The following is an 18976-nucleotide window of genomic DNA, read 5'->3' as shown; positions in this document are numbered from 1 at the left end:
GTTACAGCGCGCCCTTCGTGGAGGGGAGGATGCCGGCGGCGCGCGGGTCACGCTCGGAGGCGTAGCGCAGGGCGCGGGCGAGCGCCTTGAACTGGCACTCCACGATGTGGTGGGCGTTGCGGCCGTACGGCACGTGGATGTGGAGCGCGATCTGCGCCTGGGCCACGAAGGACTCGAAGATGTGCCGGGTCATGGTGGTGTCGTACGAGCCGATCATCGGCGCCATGTTCTCGGGCTCGGTGTGCACGAGGTAGGGGCGGCCGGAGAGGTCGACGGTCACCTGGGCGAGGGACTCGTCCAGCGGGACGGTGCAGTTGCCGAAGCGGTAGATGCCGACCTTGTCGCCGAGGGCCTGCTTGAAGGCGGCGCCGAGGGCGAGGGCGGTGTCCTCGATGGTGTGGTGCGAGTCGATGTGGAGGTCGCCGTCGGTCTTCACGGTCAGGTCGAAGAGCCCGTGCCGGCCGAGCTGGTCGAGCATGTGGTCGTAGAAGCCGACCCCGGTCGACACGTCGACCTTCCCGGTGCCGTCGAGGTCGATCTCGACGACGACGGAGGTCTCCTTGGTGGTGCGCTCAACGCGGCCTACGCGGCTCATGCGCTCTGCTCCTTCTTCAGTTCACGGACCGCGTCGAGGAACGCGTCGTTCTCTTCGGGGGTGCCGGCGGTGACCCGAAGCCATCCCGGTACGCCGTTGTCCCGGACCAGGACGCCCCGGTCGAGGATGCTCTTCCATGCTTCGTGCGCGTCCGGGAAGCGGCCGAACTGGACGAAGTTGGCGTCGGACTCGGTGACCTCGCAGCCGATCGCGCGCAGCTCGGCGACGAGGCGGTCGCGCTCGGCCTTGAGCTGCTCGACGTACCCGAGGAGGGTGTCGGTGTGCTCCAGGGCGGCGAGCGCGGTGGCCTGGGTGACCGCGGAGAGGTGGTACGGGAGGCGGACCAGCTGGACGGCGTCGACCACGGCCGGGTGGGCGGCGAGGTAGCCGAGGCGCAGCCCGGCGGCGCCGAACGCCTTGGACATGGTCCGGGAGACCACCAGGTGCGGCCGGCCCTCCAGGAGGGGCAGCAGCGAGTCCCGGTGGCTGAACTCCACGTACGCCTCGTCCACCACGACCAGCGAGGGCTTGGCGGCCTGGGCGGCCTCGTACAGCCGCAGCACGACCTCCGCCTCGACCGCGGTGCCGGTGGGGTTGTTGGGCGAGGTGACGAAGACGACGTCGGGCGCGTGCTCGGCGATCGCGGCCTCGGCGGCCTCGACGTCGATGGTGAAGTCGCCGTTCCGCGGGCCGGAGATCCAGCCGGTGCCGGTGCCGCGGGCGATCAGGGAGTGCATCGAGTACGAGGGCTCGAAGCCGATCGCGGTGCGGCCCGGTCCGCCGAAGGTCTGGAGCAGCTGCTGGAGGACCTCGTTGGAGCCGTTGGCGGCCCACACGTTCTCCCGGGCCACCGGGTGCTTGCCGGTGCGGGTGAGGTAGCGGGCGAGCTCGGTGCGGAGCTCGACCGCGTCCCGGTCGGGGTAGCGGTTGAGGCCGCGGGCGGCCTCGGCGACCCGCTCCGCGATCCGGGCCACCAGGGGCTCGGGCAGCGGGTAGGGGTTCTCGTTGGTGTTGAGCTGGACGGGCACGTCGAGCTGCGGGGCGCCGTAGGGCGACTGGCCCTTCAGCTCCTCGCGGACCGGCAGGTCGTCGATGCGGATCTCGGTCACCGCTGGGGCACCTTCCAGCCGAACCTCGCCTTGACCGCGGCGCCGTGGGCGGGCAGGTCCTCGGCCTCGGCGAGGGTCACCACGTGATGGGCCACGTCGGCCAGCGCGTCGCGCGTGTAGTCCACGATGTGCACCCCGCGCAGGAAGGACTGCACGGAGAGACCCGAGGAGTGGCAGGCGCAGCCGCCGGTGGGCAGGACGTGGTTGGAGCCGGCGCAGTAGTCGCCGAGGGAGACCGGGGCCCAGGGGCCGACGAAGATCGCGCCCGCGTTGCGGACCCGGTCGGCGAGGGCGGCGGCGTCGGCGGTCTGGATCTCCAGGTGCTCGGCGCCGTAGGCGTTCACGACCCTGAGGCCGTCCTCCAGGTCGGTGACGAGGACGATCGCGGACTGCTTGCCGGCCAGGGCCGGGGCGATCCGGTCGTCGACGTGCTTGGCGACGGCGACCTGGGCCTTCAGCTCGGCCTCGACGGCCCCGGCCAGCTCCTCGGAGTCCGTGACGAGCACGGAGGCGGCCATCGGGTCGTGCTCGGCCTGGCTGATGAGGTCGGCGGCGACGTGCACGGCGTCGGCGGTGGAGTCCGCGAGGACCGCGATCTCGGTCGGGCCGGCCTCGGCGTCGATGCCGATGCGGCCCTTGAGGAGGCGCTTGGCGGCGGCGACGTAGATGTTGCCGGGGCCGGTGACCAGGTCGACGGGGGCGCAGCCGGGCTCGTCCCCGCCGGCGGTGTCGTCGGCGGTTCCGTACGCGAACATGGCGATCGCCTGGGCGCCGCCGGCGGCGTAGACCTCGTCGACGCCGAGGAGGGCGCAGGCGGCGAGGATCGTCGGGTGCGGCAGGCCGCCGAACTCCCGCTGCGGCGGGGAGGAGACGGCGATGCCCTCGACGCCGGCCTCCTGGGCCGGGACGACGTTCATCACGACGGAGGACGGGTAGACGGCGCGGCCGCCCGGCACGTACAGGCCGACGCGGTCGACGGGGATCCACTTCTCGGTCACCGTGCCGCCGGGCACGACCTGGGTGGTGTGGGTGGTGCGGCGCTGCTCGCGGTGGACGAGGCGGGCGCGCCGGATGGACTCCTCCAGGGCCGCGCGGACGGCCGGGTCGAGCTCGGCGAGGGCGCGGGCGAGCGCCTCGGCGGGGACGCGCAGGCGCTCCAGGCGGACGCCGTCGAACTTCTCCCCGTAGTCGATCACCGCGGCCGCGCCATGATGCCGGACGTCCTCGCAGATCGGCCGCACCTTCTCCAGGGCGGCTTCCACGTCGAACTCGGCACGGGGCAGCAGGTCGCGCAGGGCGGAACCCTCGGGGAGGGCCTCGCCGCGCAGATCGATTCGAGAGATCACGGGTCAATTCTCTCAGACGCCCCACGGGCCCGGACGCCCGTATCACTGGCTGATACGCGCCACGGTGGCGTCTCCTCGCCACTCCTGACCGTTAGCGTTCAGCCCGTCACACTGCGGGAAGAACGACTGTACGAATCCACGACTCCCGGCGAGCGGAGTGGTGGGAGCGCATCGGGGAGAGCGAGGGGGCGGCATTGACCGAGCCGCACGAGGACGGGATGCCGGACGGTCTCACGGGCCCGGAGCGGGCCGTGTGGCAGGCGTTCCGGATCGGCAGGACCTGCGATCTGACGGAGGGGGTGCCGGAGCGGGACGACCCGTTCGGGGAGCTGCCGTGGGGGCCGGAGCGGAGCGTGCGCGCCGACGTGGTGGCGGCGCTGCTGCTCGACGCCCCGCCGGCCCGGCCGGGCCGGGTGGCGGCGCTGAAGCTGCGCGGGGTGCGGATCACCGGCGTGCTGGACCTGGCGGGCGGGTCGATAGCGCCCTACGTGGAGCTGCACGGCTGCCGCTTCGACGGCGAGGTGCTGCTGCCCGAGGCCCGGTTCGGCACGCTGCGGATGGTCGGCTGCGCGCTCCCCCGCCTGGAGGCGGCACGGCTGCACACGGAGGGCGATCTGCACCTGCCCCGCTGCCGGGTGGGGCGGGGCATCCGGCTGACGGACGCCCAGATCGGCACGGACCTGCTGATCAACCAGATCCAGGTGTGGCCGGACGGACGCGGCCGGGCGATCACCGCGGACGGCCTGGTGGTGGCGCAGGACCTCCAGGCCGAGCTGATCGAGACGCACGGCGAGTTCAGCCTGCGCGGGGCGAAGGTGGGCGTCTCGCTGAGCCTGCGGGGCAGTGTGCTGCGCGCGGCCCAGCGCCGCCGCGCGCTGAACGCGCCACAGCTGACCGTCGAGCGCACCCTGTACCTCAACGCGGCCTGGGTGTACGAGGGCGGCGGCGGCTCGACGGCCACCCCGCCCTACGGCGTGGCGCCGGTCCGGGACGCCCGGCGCAAGCCGGCCGAGTTCCACGGCGGGGTGCGGCTCGACGACGGGCGGTTCGGGGACGCGGTGGACCTGAACCGCGCCCGCTTCCTGCTGAGGGGGGCGCACCGGGAGGAGCTGTCGCTGCGCCGGATCGTCACCCCGGAGCTGCGGTTCAGCGGCGAGCGCCCGGACGAGGGCCGGGTGGTGCTGAACGGCGCGAAGGTGGTGACGCTGATCGACCTCTCCACCAGCTGGCCGGGCCCCGGCGGCCTGGCGCTGAGCGGCTTCGTCTACGAGAACCTGGTGCCGTACGGCCACTTCCCGCTGGCCCGGCGGATCGAGTGGGTGGCGGCGGCGACCCCGGAGTACGCGCCGGAGCCGTACGAGCGGCTCGCGACCGTGCTGCGCAACAGCGGGGAGGACGCGGACGCCCGGGAGGTGCTGCTCGCCAAGCAGCGGCGCAGACGCGAGACCCTGCCGGTCGCGGGGAAGCTGTGGGGGTACGTCCAGGACTGGACGGTGGCGTACGGCTACCGGCCCGGCCGGGCGGCGCTGTGGATGGCGGTGCTGTGGGCGGCGGGCACGCTGGCCTTCTCCCGGTACGAGCCGGTGCCGATCAAGGAGGGCGAGGGCCCGGCGTGGAACGGCACGCTGTACGCCCTGGACCTGCTGCTGCCGGTGATCACGCTCGGCCAGGACGGCTACTGGCGGCTGGAGGGCGGCTGGCAGTGGACGGCGGCGGTGCTGATCCTGCTCGGCTGGATCCTGGCGACGACGGTGGCGGCGGGCGCGACCCGACTGCTGCGGCGGGGCTGACGGCCCGGACGCGGGGCGGGGGCTGACGGCCCGGACGCGTGGGCGGGGGGCTGGCGGGCCCGGTCGGGTGGTGGGCGGGTGCTCGTGCACGTGCGGCGCGGCGGGCGGGGGCTTGTACGCGTGCGGGCGGCGGCGGGACCGACGGCCGGGGGCTCGTACGCGTGCGGGCGGCGCCGGGCCCGGCGGCCGGTGCTCGTACGTGTGCGCCCGGGACCGGCGGTCGGGTGCTCGTACACGTACGGCGCGGCGCGGCGGTCGGGGGCTCGTACGCGTGGCCGAGTGGGCGTGACGGCCGGGGGGAGACCGGGTGAGATCCAGGTGAAGGCAGGCCGTCCCGGAGCGCCCGGAGGGTCCCCCGGTGGGAAGATACGTCCTGCCATGTCCTTCCTCCGCGCCCTGGTCGGCGCCGTCCGCTCGGCCCGGCACGCCCCGCGTCTCGCAGCCGGGCTGACGCCGGACGACGACGTGTTGCTGGACGCCCCCGACGGGCGGCTCGCCCCGGCCCTGGTGGCGGCCGCGCTCGGCGATCCCGAGCCCGCGGCCAAGCTCCTCGCGACCACCCGGGACGCCGCGGAGTGGGAGGACCGGGACCGGTACGTACGGCGGCTCGCGACCTTCGCGTACAGCCGCGGCGAGTGGCTGGACCGGTGGCAGGAGGCCGCGCCGCGGGACCCCGACGCCCTGCTGGTGGCGACGCAGCTCGCGGTGGGCCGGGCCTGGGAGTCGCCGGCCCGCGCCGAGCGGCTGCGCGAGCTGGACCCGCTGCTCCGGACCGTCACCGAGGAGGCCGGGCGCGACCCGGTGCCGTGGCGGCTCGCCCTGGACCACGCGCGCGGGGCGCACGCCGGGCACGCGGTCTTCGAGCGCCTCTGGGAGCAGGCCCTGCTCCGCTCCCCGCACCACTACGGCTGCCACGTCGCCGCGCTGAAGTACCTGTCGGCCCAGTGGTACGGCTCGCACCGGGCGGCCTTCGACTTCGCTGAACAGGCGGCCGACGACGCGGCACCGGACTCGCTGGTCCGGGCGCTGCCGGTGCGCGCCGCGTACGAGGGGCTGCGTCCGCTGCCGTGTTCCGGCCGGGAGGGCGCGGTTCCCGCGGCCGGACCGGCGGGCCCGGCGGCGGCGGTGGACGAGGAGCGGATCGACCGCGCCGCGGACCGGGGCCTCGCGCTGTCGGCGGCGTTCGCGGCGGGCGACCCGTGGCCGGCCGAGGTGCGCAACCTGCTGGCGTACGTGCTGGTGGAGCGGGGGCGGTGGGAGGAGGCGCTGGCCGAGTTCGGCCGGACGGGGCCGTACGCCACCTCCTTCCCGTGGGCCGTCGGCGGCCACGATCCGCTCCGTCGGTTCCTGGCCACCCGGGACCGTGTGCGGGCCGAGCTGGCCCGCCGGACGCCGCTCTGGGGACGGGCCGGAGGAATCCCCGGACGGAGCGGGCCGCGCGGCCATTAGGCTTGGCCGCTGTGACCACCGCTCGCCTGCCTCTCTTCCCGCTCAACGCGGTGCTGTTCCCGGGCCTCGTGCTGCCGCTCAACGTCTTCGAGGAGCGGTATCGCGCCATGATGCGCGCGCTGCTCGACATCGACGCGTCCGAGCCGCGGCGGTTCGCCGTGGTCGCGATCCGGGACGGACGCGAGGTCGCGCCGACGGCGCCCGGGATGCCGGACCCGACGGCGCTGCCGGAGAAGGGCCCGGCCGCCGGCTTCGGCCCGGACCCGCTCAGCAGCTTCCACCCGGTGGGGTGCGTCGCGGACGCGGCGAGCATCCGGCAGCGGGGGGACGGCTCGTACGAGGTGATGGTCACCGGCACCACCCGGGTGCGGCTGCGCTCGGTGGACGCGAGCGGCCCGTTCCTGACGGCCGAGACCGAGGAGATCCCGGAGGAGCCGGGCGAGGAGGCGGAGGCGCTGGCCGAGGGCGTGCTGCGGGCCTTCCGCGCGTACCAGAAGCGGCTGGCGGGGGCGCGCGAGCGGTCGCTGACGACGGCCGAGCTGCCCGACGACCCGTCCGTGGTGTCGTACCTGGTCGCGGCCGCCACCATGGTGGACGTGCCGACGAAGCAGCGGCTCCTGGAGGCGCCGGACACCACGCTCCGGCTGCGCGAGGAGCTCGCGCTGCTGCGCGCGGAGACGGCGGTGCTGCGGCACCTGCCGTCGCTGCCGGCGGTGGAGCTGACCCAGGCGCCCACGTACCCGAACTGACACGACCGAGGGAACCGAGGACGTCCCGGTGGCGAAGAAGAAGCAGAAGAACGGCGGCGGCACGCCCGCGACGGTGGCGCTGGCCGCGGCGGGCACGGCGTACACCCTGCACGCGTACGAGCACGACCCGGCCACTCCGTCGTACGGCGAGGAGGCGGCGGAGGCGCTCGGCGTCACGCCCGACCGGGTCTTCAAGACGCTGGTGGCGGAGGTCGACGGGGAGCTGACGGTGGCGGTGGTGCCGGTCGCCGGGCAGCTGGACCTGAAGGCGCTGGCGTCGGCGGTCGGCGGCAAGCGGGCGGTGATGGCGGACCCGGCGGCGGCCGAGCGGACCACCGGCTACGTCCGGGGCGGGATCTCCCCGCTGGGCCAGCGGAAGCGGCTGCGGACGGTGCTCGACGCCTCGGCCGCGGAGCACGGGACGATCTGCGTCTCGGCCGGCCGGCGGGGTCTGGAGGTCGAGCTCTCCCCCGCCGACCTGGCCGCGCTCACCTCGGCGGTCCTGGCCCCGATCGGCCGCGGCTGACCGGGGCGGTGTGACCGGGGGCCGTCAGCGCTTGTACGGGTCCCAGGGGCCGGGCTCCGGGTCGCGGGGGCCGAAGATCCCGGTCAGGACCAGGTGGACGATCATCGCGGCGAGCGGCCAGGCCAGCATCGCCGCGGCGCCCATCTGGAGCTTCAGCGGGGCGTCGAAGACGACCTCGGGGCCGACGGCCTTGGCGTGCGCGATCACGTCGGAGGTCGGGCCCAGCTTCGTCCCCAGCCACCAGGCGAGCAGCGAGCCGAGGACGCCGCCGACGGCCAGGCCCAGGACGAGCGGGACGCCGCCCTTGCGCCGGGCGAGGAAGACGACGAGTCCGGCGACCGCGCCGAAGGCGAGGGCCAGGAGGACGAAGGTGCCGTCGGCGCCGATCGCGGCCTCCCCCTCGGAGTTCCGCAGATAGACGCCCTCGCCGTCGGAGATCAGCTGGACCGAGGGCGCGAGCCACAGCCAGAGCACGCCGAGCACGGCTCCGGCGAGCGCGGAGGCGGCCGTCACCACCAGCCCCTGGACGACCTCGGCCCCGGTGATCGGGTCACCGCCCGGGCCCTGGTGGGGCGGGGGCGGCGGGGGCCACGCGGGGTCGTGCGGGGGCGGCTGGGAGGGTGTCAGGGGTGCGGTCACCCCGCCATCGTGCCAGGTGTGCCCGTGGCCCGCCTCAGCGGACCGCGGCCCTGCGGTAGGCCCAGGTGGCGACGGCCAGCGAGAGGACGCCGACGGCACCGCAGACGGCCAGGTCGAGGGCGACGGCCGCCCAGTCCGGGTGCCGGTCGAAGGCACGGGCGAACGCCTCGACCCCGTACGTGGACGGCAGCAGGTCCCGCGCCCAGCCGATCGGCGCCGGCATCCGCTCGGCCGGCAGCACCCCGAGGAGCAGCGCGGCGGACATGCCGAGCTGGCCGAGGAGGGTGGCCAGTTCCTGGCGGGGGGCGAGCAGGCCGAGGGCGGCGCCGAGTCCGGCGAGGGCGGCGCCGGAGAGCGGGACGACGGCGGCGAGCAGCCACAGGTGCCCGAGCGGCAGCCCGAAGAGGACGGCGCCGGTGACGGCGGTGACGAGCGTGCCGGGGACGGTGAAGGAGGCGTACGCGGCGGCGGCGCCGAGGACCACGGCGGCGGGCGGCACGGGCAGGGTGGCGTAGTGGTCGAGGCCGCCGGTGGCCCGGAGCTGGCCGAAGTACTGGGCGAGCAGGTTGAGGGCGACGAAGGCGACGACGAGGACGGTGGAGCCGGCCACGACGGCGCGGGCCTCGGAACCGCCGTCGACGACCCCGCGCATCAGGATCATGATCCCGATGGACTGGAAGGTGGCGACGAAGAGCAGCGGGATGCGGGCGACCCGGGCCCGGGAGAGCTGCGCCTTGTAGACAGCGGCGAGGGACGGCAGCAGCCGGGCGGGCGGGGCGAGGGGCGCGGCCTCCTCGGCGTCCCGGGCCGTCGTGGCCGGCACGCCGGCCGGCAGGGCCTCGGCGGGCAGGGTGCTCAACGCGGACAGCTCCTGGGGGTGACGTGCGGCACGTGGGGGATCACGCCGGTGGTGCGGGAGGCGGGGTGCATCGGGTGCGTACGGGCGGTGCGGGCGCGGTGCGTACGGGAGGGGGTCACGCGGGTACGGGAGGGGGTCACGCGCGTACGGGAGGGGGTCACGCCTTCACCAGCCCTTCGCGGGCGGCGCCGCCGAGGGCGAGGTAGACGTCCTCCAGGCTGGGCGTGGCGAGGGTGAAGTCGTCGAGGGCCGCGAAGGCGGCTCCGCCGGTGACGGCGGCGACGGCGGCGCGGGCCGCGTCGGGGGCGAGCCGGAGGACCCAGCGGCGGCCGGTCTCTTCGGCGGACGGGCGCAGGGCGGCGACCTCGGGGACGTGGAGCGGGGCGGTCTCGCGCCAGACCAGCTCGACGCGGACCTCGTCCGCGACGCGCTCCTTCAGCCCGGCGGGGGTGTCGCAGGCGATCACCCGGCCGCGGTCGAGGACGGCGACCCGGTCGAGGACGGTCTCGGCCTCGATGACGTTGTGGGTGACGAGCAGGACGGTGGTGCCGTGGTCGGCGCGGCGGCGGTCGACGGCGGCCCAGACGGCCCGGCGGGCGACCGGGTCCATGCCGGTGGTGGGCTCGTCGAGGACGAGGACGGGCCGGTGCCCGACGAGGGCGGTGGCGAAGCAGGCGAGCCGGCGCTGGCCGCCGGAGAGCTTCTTGAGGGGGCGTTCGGCGAGCTCGGCGAGGCCCAGTTCGCCGAGGACCGCGTCCCGCTCGGCGCGGGCCTCGGCGGCGGTGAGGCCGCGCAGCCGTCCGGTGGTCTCCGCGGCGAGGGCGACGGTCAGCTCGTCGAGGGCGGTCGACTCCTGGCCGAGGTAGGCGAGGAGGCGGGCGGCGCGCTCGGGGTGGCGGACGAGGTCGTGCCCGAGGAGGGTGACGGAGCCGGAGTCGGGGCGCATCAGGCCGGTCAGCTGGCGGACCAGGGTGGACTTGCCGGCGCCGTTGGGGCCGAGCAGGCCGAAGATCTCGCCGCCGCGCACGTCGAGGCTGATCCCGTCGGTGGCCCGCACCTCGGGGGTCGCCGGGGCTCGGCGCCCGCCGCGCGTGGCGGGGTACGTCTTGACCAGGTCCCGCACCACGCACACCGTACTCACGGGGGAAGAGCCTACGGGGTCGCCGGGCCGGGTCCGGGCGCGGGGGCGTGTTCGGTGGCGGCGCGGACGTCGATCTCGCGCCAGAATCCGGCGCGGATGGCGTAGCGGTCGTGCTCGTCGATCTGGTCGTCCTTGTGGGCGAGGAGGCCGAACCGGGCCGCGTAGCGGAGGAGTTCGCCGTCGATGCGGTGCGGGATGCGGGGGTAGAGGACGGAGAGCCGCTGGACGTGGCTCTGCTCGGGGAGCCGCTCCAGCCACCGCCGGGCGAACACCTGCCCGACCTCGAAGGGGTCGCCGCCGACGGTGGTGATGTCCTCCTCGCGGTCGGCCCAGCGCTGCTCGGCGCTGGTGAGCTGGGCGAGGGTGGGCAGCGAGGCGGTCTCGGGCGGTTCGCCGAGCGCGGTCGCGGGCCGCTCGACCCAGCCCCGGTCGGAGGACCAGCGCAGGGCGCTGGCCGACTGGGGGGCCGGGGGGTGCGAGGCGGCGGCGGGGCGTAGTCCCGCGAGGTCCTTGGGGGTGGGGACGGCCTTGCCGGGGGCGGGGGCCGGGACGGCGGGGCCGTGGCCGTCGGCGGTGGGTCCGGGGGCCCCGTCGCCGGCCTGCCGGGCGCCGCGCGCGCGGGCCTCCGCGGCTGCTTCGGCGGCCCGTTCGGCGGAGGCGAGGGCGGCCTCGGGCAGCGGGGCGGAGAGGATGGCGGCGATCTCGGGGCGGGGCACCGGGGGCGGGGCGCAGACGCCGGTGAGGTCCTTGGCGCGGACCGCGCGGGTGATCCAGGCGCGGTCGAGGACCCGGCGCTCGTCGGCCTCGGCGACCAGGTCCTCGGACTGGTTGTAGTCGCCGTCGGCGGCCTGGACGGCCCAGAGGTGGACGGCGACGCCGTGCTCCTTGGCGGACATGAGGCCGGGCAGCAGGTCGCCGTCGCCGGTGACGAGGACGATGTCGGTGCAGGCGCGGTTGCGGGCCAGCTCGGTGAGCTCGGTGTGCATGGCCGCGTCGACGCCCTTCTGGGCCCAGCGGCCGTCGCTGCGGGTCAGGGCGCCCAGCCGGACGGTGACCCGGGGCATCACGCGGAGCCGGCGGTGCTCGGGCTGGGGCACCCGGTCGGGCGCGCCGTCGAACCAGTAGATCCGCAGGAGCGGGAGGCCGGTCTCGGTCTCGGCCCGATCCCGCAACTGCTGGATGAGCCCGGCGTGGTCCACGCTGATGCGGGAGCGGGCCGGCTCTCCGGCGAGCAGGCTGGCGGCGGCCCCCAGCAGATAGCCGGCGTCCACCAGGACGACGCATCGGTCCACGTGCTCCACCTTCTTTCGGATCTCGGCCGTTCTCGGGATCTCAGGTGTTCCGGGTATTGGTCGAGTCTGCCCGACGGCCCGGGGGTTGACGGCCGGAACTGGATCATCGGCGTGGCGGAGCGCCGGGCCCTTGGCGCGAGGGGCGCCCTCACCGACCGTAATGATCCAACATGCGGCGGTTTCTCCCGTGTGTGAGTCTGACAGCGGCCCTGGCCCCTAGATCCCTTCGAGGAGGCATCATCCCCATGGCCAAGAACCGCAACCAGAACCGTCAGAAGCAGCAGTCGCCGGCCGAGCGCGGTGCCCAGCAGGCGCAGCAGTCGTCGATGGAGTCCCAGGCCGAGAACCGTGCCTCCCAGGTCACCCCCGGTGACATGGCACGGAAGGGCCGTCAGAAGCGCTTCGGCCACAACTGACGCCCGGACGTACGGCAAAGGGGCGCGCCCGTGACGACGGGCGCGCCCCTTGCGCGTGTGCGGGTCCGGTTCAGCCGGCCAGGCAGGAGGGGCCGAGCAGGACCTTGAGGTCGCCGAAGAGGGCGGGGTCGGCCGTCACCCGGTGCCGGTCGAGGCGGAGGACGGTGGTGGAGCGGGGGCCCTGGAGCTTGATCCGCACCTCGGTGTTGCCCTTGTGGTGGCGGAGGATCTCGTCCAGTCGGCTCACCATCGGCGGGGTGACCTTGACGGTGGGGATGGTGAGGATCACCGGCGCGTTGGTCCCGGCGTTCGACACGTCGGGGACCATCAGCTCCATGGCGACGAGCCGGGGCACGTCCTCGCGCTTGTCGAGGCGGCCCTTCACGAAGACGACCGTGTCCTCCACCAGCTGGGTGGAGACCAGCTGGTAGGTGGCGGGGAAGAACATGCACTCGATGGAGCCGGCCAGGTCCTCGACGGTGGCGATGGCCCAGGCGTTGCCCTGCTTGGTCATCTTCCGCTGGAGGCCGGAGATGATGCCGCCGATGGTGACGACCGCGCCGTCGGCGTGCTCGCCGCCGGTGAGCTGGGAGATCGCCGCGTCCGTCTTGTCGGACAGGATGTGCTCGATGCCGAAGAGCGGGTGGTCGGAGACGTACAGGCCGAGCATCTCCCGCTCCTGGGCGAGCAGGTAGGACTTCTCCCACTCGACGTCGGAGAACTCGACGTCGAGGCCGAAGCCGGGCTCGTCGCTCGCCTCCTCGCCCATGCCGCCGAAGAGGTCGAACTGTCCCTCGGCCTCCTTGCGCTTGACCGCGACCACGTTGTCGATCATCGGCTCGTGGTGGGCGACCATGCCCTTGCGGGTGTGGCCCATCTCGTCGAAGGCGCCGGCCTTGATCAGCGACTCGATGGTCCGCTTGTTGCAGACGACGGCCTCGACCTTGTCGAGGAAGTCGGGGAAGGAGGAGTACTTCCCCTTCGTCTTGCGCGACCTGATGATCGACTCGACGACGTTGGTGCCGACGTTCCGCACGGCGGAGAGGCCGAAGAGGATGACGTCGTCGCCCTGGGCGGCGAAGTTCGCCTCGGACTCGTTCACGTTCGGCGGGAGGACCTTGATGCCCATCCGGCGGCACTCGTTGAGGTAGACCGCGGACTTGTCCTTGTCGTCCTTGACCGAGGTCAGCAGGCCCGCCATGTACTCGGCGGGGTGGTTCGCCTTGAGGTAGGCGGTCCAGTAGGAGACCAGGCCGTACGCGGCGGAGTGCGCCTTGTTGAAGGCGTAGCCGGCGAAGGGGACCAGCACGTCCCAGAGGGCCTGGATGGCCTCGTCGCTGTAGCCGTTCTTCTTCGCGCCCTCCTGGAAGATGACGAAGTTCTTCGCCAGCTCCTCGGGCTTCTTCTTGCCCATGACGCGGCGGAGGATGTCGGCCTCGCCGAGCGAGTAGCCGGCGATGATCTGGGCGGCCTTCTGCACCTGCTCCTGGTACACGATGAGGCCGTAGGTGACGTCCAGGACCTCGCGGAGCGGCTCCTCCAGCTCCGGGTGGATCGGGGTGATGTCCTGCTGCTTGTTCTTGCGCAGGGCGTAGTTGGTGTGCGAGTTCATGCCCATCGGGCCCGGGCGGTAGAGCGCGGACACGGCGGAGATGTCTTCGAAGTTGTCCGGCTTCATCAGACGCAGCAGCGACCGCATGGGGCCGCCGTCGAACTGGAAGACGCCGAGGGTGTCGCCGCGGCAGAGCAGCTCGTACGTCTTGGGGTCGTCCAGCGGGAGGGCCAGCAGGTCGAGGTCGACGCCCTTGTTGGCCTTCACCATCTTGACGGCGTCGTCCATGATCGTGAGGTTCCTGAGGCCCAGGAAGTCCATCTTGATCAGGCCGAGCGACTCGCACTGGGGGTAGTCCCACTGCGTGATGGTCACGCCGTCGGTGTGGCGCACCCAGATCGGAGCGTGGTCGACGATGGGCTCGCTGGACATGATCACGCCGGCGGCGTGCACGCCCATCTGCCGGACCAGGCCCTCGACGCCGCGGGCGGTGTCGATGACCTTCTTGACGTCGGGCTCGTTCTCGTACATCGCGCGGATCTCGCCGGCCTCGCTGTACCGGGGGTGCGAGGGGTCGGTGATGCCGTTGAGGTCGATGCCCTTGCCGAGGACGTCGGCGGGCATGGCCTTGGTGAGCCGGTCGCCCATGGCGTAGGGGTAGCCGAGGACGCGCGCGGAGTCCTTGATGGCGTTCTTCGCCTTGATCTTGCCGTAGGTGCCGATCATGGCGACCTTGTCGGAGCCGTACTTCTCCGTGACGTACCGGATGACCTCGACGCGCCGGCGCTCGTCGAAGTCGATGTCGACGTCGGGCATGGAGATGCGCTCGGGGTTGAGGAAGCGCTCGAAGATCAGTCCGTGCGGGATCGGGTCGAGGTCGGTGATGCCCATGGCGTACGCGACGATCGAGCCGGCGGCCGAGCCTCGGCCGGGGCCCACGGCGATGCCCTGCTTCTTCGCCCACATGATGAAGTCGGCGACGACGAGGAAGTAGCCGGGGAAGCCCATCGAGATGATCGTGTCCATCTCGTACTCGACCTGCTTCAGGCGGTCCTCCGGGATGCCGCCGGGGAACCGGCGGTGCATGCCCCGCATGGTCTCCTCGCGGAACCAGGTGACCTCGGTGAACCCCTCCGGGATCTCGAACTTCGGCATGAGGTTCTTCTCGACGAACATGCCCTCGGTGGTGACCTGCTCCGCGACCAGGAGGGTGTTGCGGCAGCCCTCCTGCCAGGCGTCCGAGGAGTCGATGGCGTACATCTCGTCCGTGGACTTGAGGTAGTAGCCGGTCCCGTCGAAGCGGAACCGGTCCGGGTCGGAGAGGTTCTTGCCGGTCTGGATGCAGAGCAGGGCGTCGTGCGCGGTCGACTCGTGCGCGTACGTGTAGTGCGAGTCGTTGGTGACCAGCGGCGGGATGCCGAGCTTCTTGCCGATCTCCAGGAGCCCGTCGCGGACCCGGCGCTCGATCTCGATGCCGTGGTCCATCAGCTCCAGGAAGTAGCGGTCCTTGCCGAAGATGTCCTGGTACTCGGAGGCCGACTTCAGGGCCTCGTCGAACTGGCCGAGGCGGAGCCGGGTCTGGAGCTCGCCGGAGGGGCAGCCGGTGGAGGCGATGAGCCCCTCCGACCACTGGGAGATGGTCTCCTTGTCCATCCGGGGCCACTTCTGGAGCCAGCCCTCGGCGTAGGCGTCGGAGGAGAGCTTGAAGAGGTTGTGGAGTCCGGTGGCGTTCGCCGCCCAGATCGTCTTGTGGGTGTAGCCGCCGGAGCCGGAGACGTCGTCCCTCTTCTGGTGCGGCTGGCCCCACTGGATCTTGCGCTTGTTCCGCCGGGACTCGGGGGCGACGTACGCCTCGATGCCGATGATCGGCGTCACGCCCGCCTTCTTCGCGGAGTGGAAGAAGTCGTACGCGCCGTGCAGGTTGCCGTGGTCGGACATGGCGATGTGCGTCATGCCCATCTCGTTGCACGCGTTGAACATGTCCTTCAGCCGCGCGGCACCGTCCAGCAGGGAGTACTGGGTGTGGACGTGGAGGTGCGTGAAGGGCGGCTTGGTCACGGGGGTGCCTCCGGCGACGAACTTCTGGGGGGACAGCGGTGAAGTCTACGTCGGACGAGTGACAGGAGTCGGGCACTGACGGCTAGGGTCGCGCGTTGGGTGAGGTGGAACACCTGTCCCATTTGTCATGACCAGTCTCGCACTCAGGAGGCACGCTCGATGCCGGTCCCCCAGCCCGCCGCCGCGGAGCGCGGTGAGCAGATCCTCGCCGTCTTCGACACCGCCTTCGGCGAGCTGCTCGCCGCCGACCCCGCGGCCTTCAGGGTCAAGTTCCGGAAGATGGCCGGATCCGCCTTCGCGTTCTACCGGGGCACCGCCTGCCTCTTCTACCGGGACCTGGAGCGGGAGGCCCACGGCGGCCCGTTCCTGGACGAGCGGACCGCCCGGGTGTGGATCCACGGCGATCTGCACGCGGAGAACTTCGGCACCTACATGGATGCCAACGGGCGCCTGATCTTCAATGTGAACGATTTCGACGAGGCGTACGTGGGGCCCTACACCTGGGACCTCAAGCGGCTCGCCGCCTCCCTGGCCCTGATCGGCTACGGCAAGGCGCTGAGCGACGGGCAGATCACCGACCTGGTCCGGATCTACGCGGCCGCCTACCGGGAGCGGATCCACGCCCTGGCCGGCGGCGCCAAGGGCGACGAGGTGCCCGGCTTCACCCTGGAGACGGCCGACGGCGCGCTCCTCGGGGCGCTCCGCGCGGCCCGCGCGCGGACCCGCTTCGGGCTGCTGGACTCGATGACCGCGATACGGGAGTACGAGCGCCGCTTCGCGCCCGGCGGCGGCGCGATCGAGCTGGACGCGGCGACCCGCTACAAGGTGCTGACGGCCTTCGACGGCTATCTGGAGACCCTGCCGGAGTCGAGCCTGGTCCGCCCCGACTCGTACCGGGTGAAGGACGTGGTCGGGCGGCGCGGGATCGGCATCGGCTCGGCCGGCCTCCCCTCGTACAACATCCTCCTGGAGGGGCACAGCGACGCCCTGGAGAACGACGTCGTGATCTACATGAAGCAGGCGCAGACCCCCGCGGTCTCGCGGCACGTGACGGATCCGGCGGTGCGGGGCTACTTCCGGCACGAGGGGCACCGCACGGTGATCTCGCAGCGGGCGCTCCAGGCGCACGCCGACCCGTGGCTGGGCTGGACGGAGCTGGACGGCGCCGGGCAGCTGGTCGCCGAGGTGTCGCCGTACGCGGTGGACCTGGACTGGTCGGACATCGACGACCCGCAGGACATCGCGGCGACCGTGGCCGACCTGGGCCGGGCGACCGCGACCATGCACGCGGCGGCGGACGAGTCGAGCGGCCACTCGCTGGTGCCGTTCTCCACCGAGCGGGCCATCGACGAGGCGATCGCGGCCGACGAGGAGGGCTTCCCCGAGCTCCTGGTGGAGTTCGCCCACGCGTACGGGGCACGCGCGCGTGCCGACCACCAGATCTTCGTGGACCTCTTCCGCAACGGCCGGATACCGGGCCTGTAGCCGGAACCACAGCTTCTCCTTAGCGACCGCTTACGACGCTCCGTGGCAGACTCGTCCGACGATGGACATGGCAGGGACGCGGCTGAGGGCGCTGCGGGCGGCGGTCTTCACGGCACTGGCCGTGACGCTGTCCGTGGCGTCCCATGTGCTGCTCTCGCAGGCGCCGCTGCCGCTGGTCACGGTCCTGCCGGTCGCCGCCGGCGTCTTCGCCGCGGCGTACGCGCTGGCCGGCCGGGAGCGCGGCTTCGGCCCGATCGCGGGGCTGCTCGTCCCGCTGGAGCTGGCCGCCGACACGCTCTTCACCTCCGGGCAGACGGCCTGCTACGGCCCCGCCGGCGGGCCGGTCGCCGGCGCGCTGCGGTCCCTCGGGGTGGAGGTGCTGTGCGGCGGGGCCGTCGGCACGCCGCTGCCGGGGGTCGTCGCGCCGCGGGACGGTGCCGCGGCGGTGCTCGCCTCCTCCGATCCGGCGCTGCCGTGGCTGCTGCTGGGAGCCCATGTGCTGGTCGGCCTCTCGGCGGCCTGCTGGCTGCGCGGCGGGGAGCGGGCGCTGGCGCGGCTGCTCGGCGCGGTGGCGGCCTCGGCCTTCCGGCCGCTGGAGCTGCTCGCGGCCCTGGCGGGCGGGGACCGTCCGGCGGCGCCGGGTCCGGTCCGTCCGGCGCCCCGGCCGCGTGCCTCCCGCACCCGGCTGCTCGTGCACTCCGTGGGGCGGCGGGGACCGCCGCGGGGGTCGCTCGCTCTCGTCTGAGCGCGCGGCCCTCCCCAGTCCCCCTTTCCTCCCTTTCTTCCGGAGATTCACGATCATGAGTGCACGCAACAACCAGGCCAACAAGGCTGCCGCCCGCGAGCGTCTGCGCGCGGAGCGCGAGCGCCAGGCGAAGAAGGACCGGACCCGCCGGCAGCTGATCGTCGGTGTCTCGGCGGTGGCGGTGCTCGCCGTGGCCGGCGGCATCGGCTACGCGGTCGTCCAGGCCAACCAGCCCACCGCGTGGGAGACCGCCGCCGACGCCAAGTCGGTCACGGCCCCGAAGAACACCGAGGGCGAGAACGGCACCACCGTCGTCATCGGCAAGGAGTCGGCGAAGAAGACCCTGGAGCTGTACGAGGACTCGCGCTGCCCGGTCTGCGCGACCTTCGAGCAGGCCGTCGGCCCCACCGTCGAGAAGGACGTCGAGGCGGGCAAGTACAAGGTCCGGTACGTGGGCGCGACCTTCATCGACGACATGGCCCAGGGCGAGGGGTCGAAGAACGCGCTCTCCGCGCTGGGCGCGGCGCTCGACGTCAGCCCGGAGGCGTTCCTGAAGTACAAGGCGGCCCTGTACTCCCCGCAGTGGCACCCGGAGGAGACCGAGGACAAGTTCGGGAAGGACTCCTACCTGCTGGAGGTCGCGGACACCGTCCCCGCGCTGAAGGGGAACGCCGCCTTCAAGAAGAACGTGGAGGACGGCACCTTCGACGCCTGGGCGATGAAGATGTCGAAGTCCTTCGACGACAGCGGTGTGCGGGGCACGCCGACGCTGAAGATGGACGGCAAGACCCTGACCGCCGAGGGCTCGGAGAACCCGCCGATGACGGCCGAGGCGTTCGAAGCGGCGCTGAAGCCGGTGCTCGCCGGCTGAATCCCGGCTGAAGCCCGGCTGACTCCTGGCTGATTGCCGGCTGAATCCCGGCTGATTCGGGCTGATTACCGGCTGATTCGGGCTGAATCCCGGCTGATTCCAGGCCGATTCCCGGCCGATTCCAGGCCGATTCCCGGCCGATTCCCGGCCGATTCCCGGCCGATTCCCGGCCGATTCCCGGCCGTACGGCTCCTCGCCCGTACCGCTCCCCGGCCCTCCGTCCCCCCGTCCCCCGGCCCGCGCGGCCGGGGGACGGGGGGTGCGCCGGGACATCGTCGTGAGCTGCGGGCGAAACCCGGGAGAACTTTCCGGATTCCGCCTGTCAACCTTTCGTACCCGTCAGTAATCTGACTG

Annotated in this window: 16 protein-coding genes; 8 read left to right on the top strand and 8 right to left on the bottom strand. The window is 73.1% G+C overall.

Translation table 11 applies throughout. From position 1 onward, the window contains the following. Position 1: 1 nt before the first annotated feature. The 3 genes from hisB to hisD are packed head-to-tail and all read right to left on the bottom strand — an operon-like array spanning position 2 to position 3050. Complete coding sequence (gene hisB / locus ACIGHB_RS15205; protein ID WP_030205445.1) at positions 2-595, bottom strand: imidazoleglycerol-phosphate dehydratase HisB; 594 nt, start codon at positions 593-595, stop codon at positions 2-4. Then, complete coding sequence (locus ACIGHB_RS15200; protein WP_399913225.1) at positions 592-1704, bottom strand: histidinol-phosphate transaminase; 1113 nt, start codon at positions 1702-1704, stop codon at positions 592-594. Before ACIGHB_RS15200 ends, hisB begins: the two co-directional genes overlap by 4 nt. Beyond that, positions 1701-3050, bottom strand: a complete 1350-nt coding sequence (gene hisD, locus ACIGHB_RS15195; protein WP_399913222.1) for a histidinol dehydrogenase — start codon at positions 3048-3050, stop codon at positions 1701-1703. The genes ACIGHB_RS15200 and hisD overlap by 4 nt, the downstream gene beginning before the upstream one ends. A 194-nt stretch (positions 3051-3244) precedes the next feature. On the opposite strand from hisD, the gene ACIGHB_RS15190 reads away from it, so the two are divergent. From ACIGHB_RS15190 to ybaK, 4 genes are all read left to right on the top strand, one after another. Further along, complete coding sequence (locus ACIGHB_RS15190; protein WP_360319425.1) at positions 3245-4840, top strand: oxidoreductase; 1596 nt, start codon at positions 3245-3247, stop codon at positions 4838-4840. A gap of 378 nt (positions 4841-5218) precedes the next feature. Then, positions 5219-6289: a hypothetical protein gene (locus ACIGHB_RS15185; protein WP_399913219.1), complete on the top strand. Its 1071-nt coding sequence runs from the start codon at positions 5219-5221 to the stop codon at positions 6287-6289. 11 nt (positions 6290-6300) lie between these two features. Continuing rightward, positions 6301-7038: an LON peptidase substrate-binding domain-containing protein gene (locus ACIGHB_RS15180; protein ID WP_360319429.1), complete on the top strand. Its 738-nt coding sequence runs from the start codon at positions 6301-6303 to the stop codon at positions 7036-7038. A 28-nt stretch (positions 7039-7066) separates the two neighbouring features. Then, positions 7067-7564: a Cys-tRNA(Pro) deacylase gene (ybaK, locus tag ACIGHB_RS15175; protein ID WP_360319431.1), complete on the top strand. Its 498-nt coding sequence runs from the start codon at positions 7067-7069 to the stop codon at positions 7562-7564. Between the two features lie 24 nt (positions 7565-7588). Here ybaK and ACIGHB_RS15170 read toward each other — a convergent pair whose 3' ends face one another. The 4 genes from ACIGHB_RS15170 to ACIGHB_RS15155 form a co-directional block, all read right to left on the bottom strand. Next, complete coding sequence (locus tag ACIGHB_RS15170) at positions 7589-8203, bottom strand: DUF2567 domain-containing protein (protein ID WP_360319433.1); 615 nt, start codon at positions 8201-8203, stop codon at positions 7589-7591. Between the two features lie 34 nt (positions 8204-8237). Further along, positions 8238-9062, bottom strand: coding sequence for an ABC transporter permease (locus ACIGHB_RS15165; protein ID WP_399913213.1), 825 nt, complete (start codon positions 9060-9062; stop codon positions 8238-8240). A 157-nt stretch (positions 9063-9219) separates the two neighbouring features. Next, positions 9220-10194, bottom strand: coding sequence for an ABC transporter ATP-binding protein (locus ACIGHB_RS15160; RefSeq protein WP_360319437.1), 975 nt, complete (start codon positions 10192-10194; stop codon positions 9220-9222). A 20-nt stretch (positions 10195-10214) separates the two neighbouring features. Further along, positions 10215-11504: an NYN domain-containing protein gene (locus ACIGHB_RS15155; protein WP_399913210.1), complete on the bottom strand. Its 1290-nt coding sequence runs from the start codon at positions 11502-11504 to the stop codon at positions 10215-10217. 236 nt (positions 11505-11740) lie between these two features. Between ACIGHB_RS15155 and ACIGHB_RS15150 the strand changes: the two genes are divergently transcribed. Beyond that, entirely contained in the window at positions 11741-11911 is a 171-nt protein-coding gene (locus ACIGHB_RS15150; RefSeq protein ID WP_351100189.1) for a hypothetical protein, read from the top strand. A gap of 70 nt (positions 11912-11981) precedes the next feature. Here the strand turns inward: ACIGHB_RS15150 and dnaE are convergent, their stop codons facing one another. After that, on the bottom strand, positions 11982-15521 hold the full coding sequence (gene dnaE, locus ACIGHB_RS15145) for a DNA polymerase III subunit alpha (protein WP_360318825.1): 3540 nt from the start codon (positions 15519-15521) through the stop codon (positions 11982-11984). 159 nt (positions 15522-15680) lie between these two features. On the opposite strand from dnaE, the gene ACIGHB_RS15140 reads away from it, so the two are divergent. From ACIGHB_RS15140 to ACIGHB_RS15130, 3 genes are all read left to right on the top strand, one after another. Further along, positions 15681-17006, top strand: a complete 1326-nt coding sequence (locus ACIGHB_RS15140) for a DUF2252 domain-containing protein (RefSeq protein WP_399913206.1) — start codon at positions 15681-15683, stop codon at positions 17004-17006. Positions 17007-17067: 61 nt separating this feature from the next. After that, positions 17068-17751, top strand: a complete 684-nt coding sequence (locus tag ACIGHB_RS15135) for a hypothetical protein (protein ID WP_399913203.1) — start codon at positions 17068-17070, stop codon at positions 17749-17751. 55 nt (positions 17752-17806) lie between these two features. Beyond that, the gene (locus ACIGHB_RS15130) at positions 17807-18622 is read left to right on the top strand and encodes a DsbA family protein (RefSeq protein WP_399913201.1); all 816 of its coding nucleotides are present in this window, start codon (positions 17807-17809) and stop codon (positions 18620-18622) included. Positions 18623-18976: the final 354 nt, after the last annotated feature.

The organism is Streptomyces sp. NPDC085460, assembly GCF_044541975.1.
GTDB lineage: Bacteria > Actinomycetota > Actinomycetes > Streptomycetales > Streptomycetaceae > Streptomyces.
Note: the sequence above shows the minus strand (reverse complement) of the source record. Positions and strands in the feature narration are given on the sequence as shown.

Excerpts from the sequence above, each read along its gene's own strand:
- ACIGHB_RS15135 (WP_399913203.1), top strand. The coding sequence starts at position 17,068 with ATGGACATGGCAGGGACGCGGCTGAGGGCGCTGCGGGCGGCGGTCTTC.
- ACIGHB_RS15185 (WP_399913219.1), top strand. The coding sequence starts at position 5,219 with ATGTCCTTCCTCCGCGCCCTGGTCGGCGCCGTCCGCTCGGCCCGGCAC.
- hisB (WP_030205445.1), bottom strand. The coding sequence starts at position 595 with ATGAGCCGCGTAGGCCGCGTTGAGCGCACCACCAAGGAGACCTCCGTC.
- ACIGHB_RS15130 (WP_399913201.1), top strand. The coding sequence starts at position 17,807 with ATGAGTGCACGCAACAACCAGGCCAACAAGGCTGCCGCCCGCGAGCGT.
- ACIGHB_RS15150 (WP_351100189.1), top strand. The coding sequence starts at position 11,741 with ATGGCCAAGAACCGCAACCAGAACCGTCAGAAGCAGCAGTCGCCGGCC.
- ACIGHB_RS15140 (WP_399913206.1), top strand. The coding sequence starts at position 15,681 with ATGCCGGTCCCCCAGCCCGCCGCCGCGGAGCGCGGTGAGCAGATCCTC.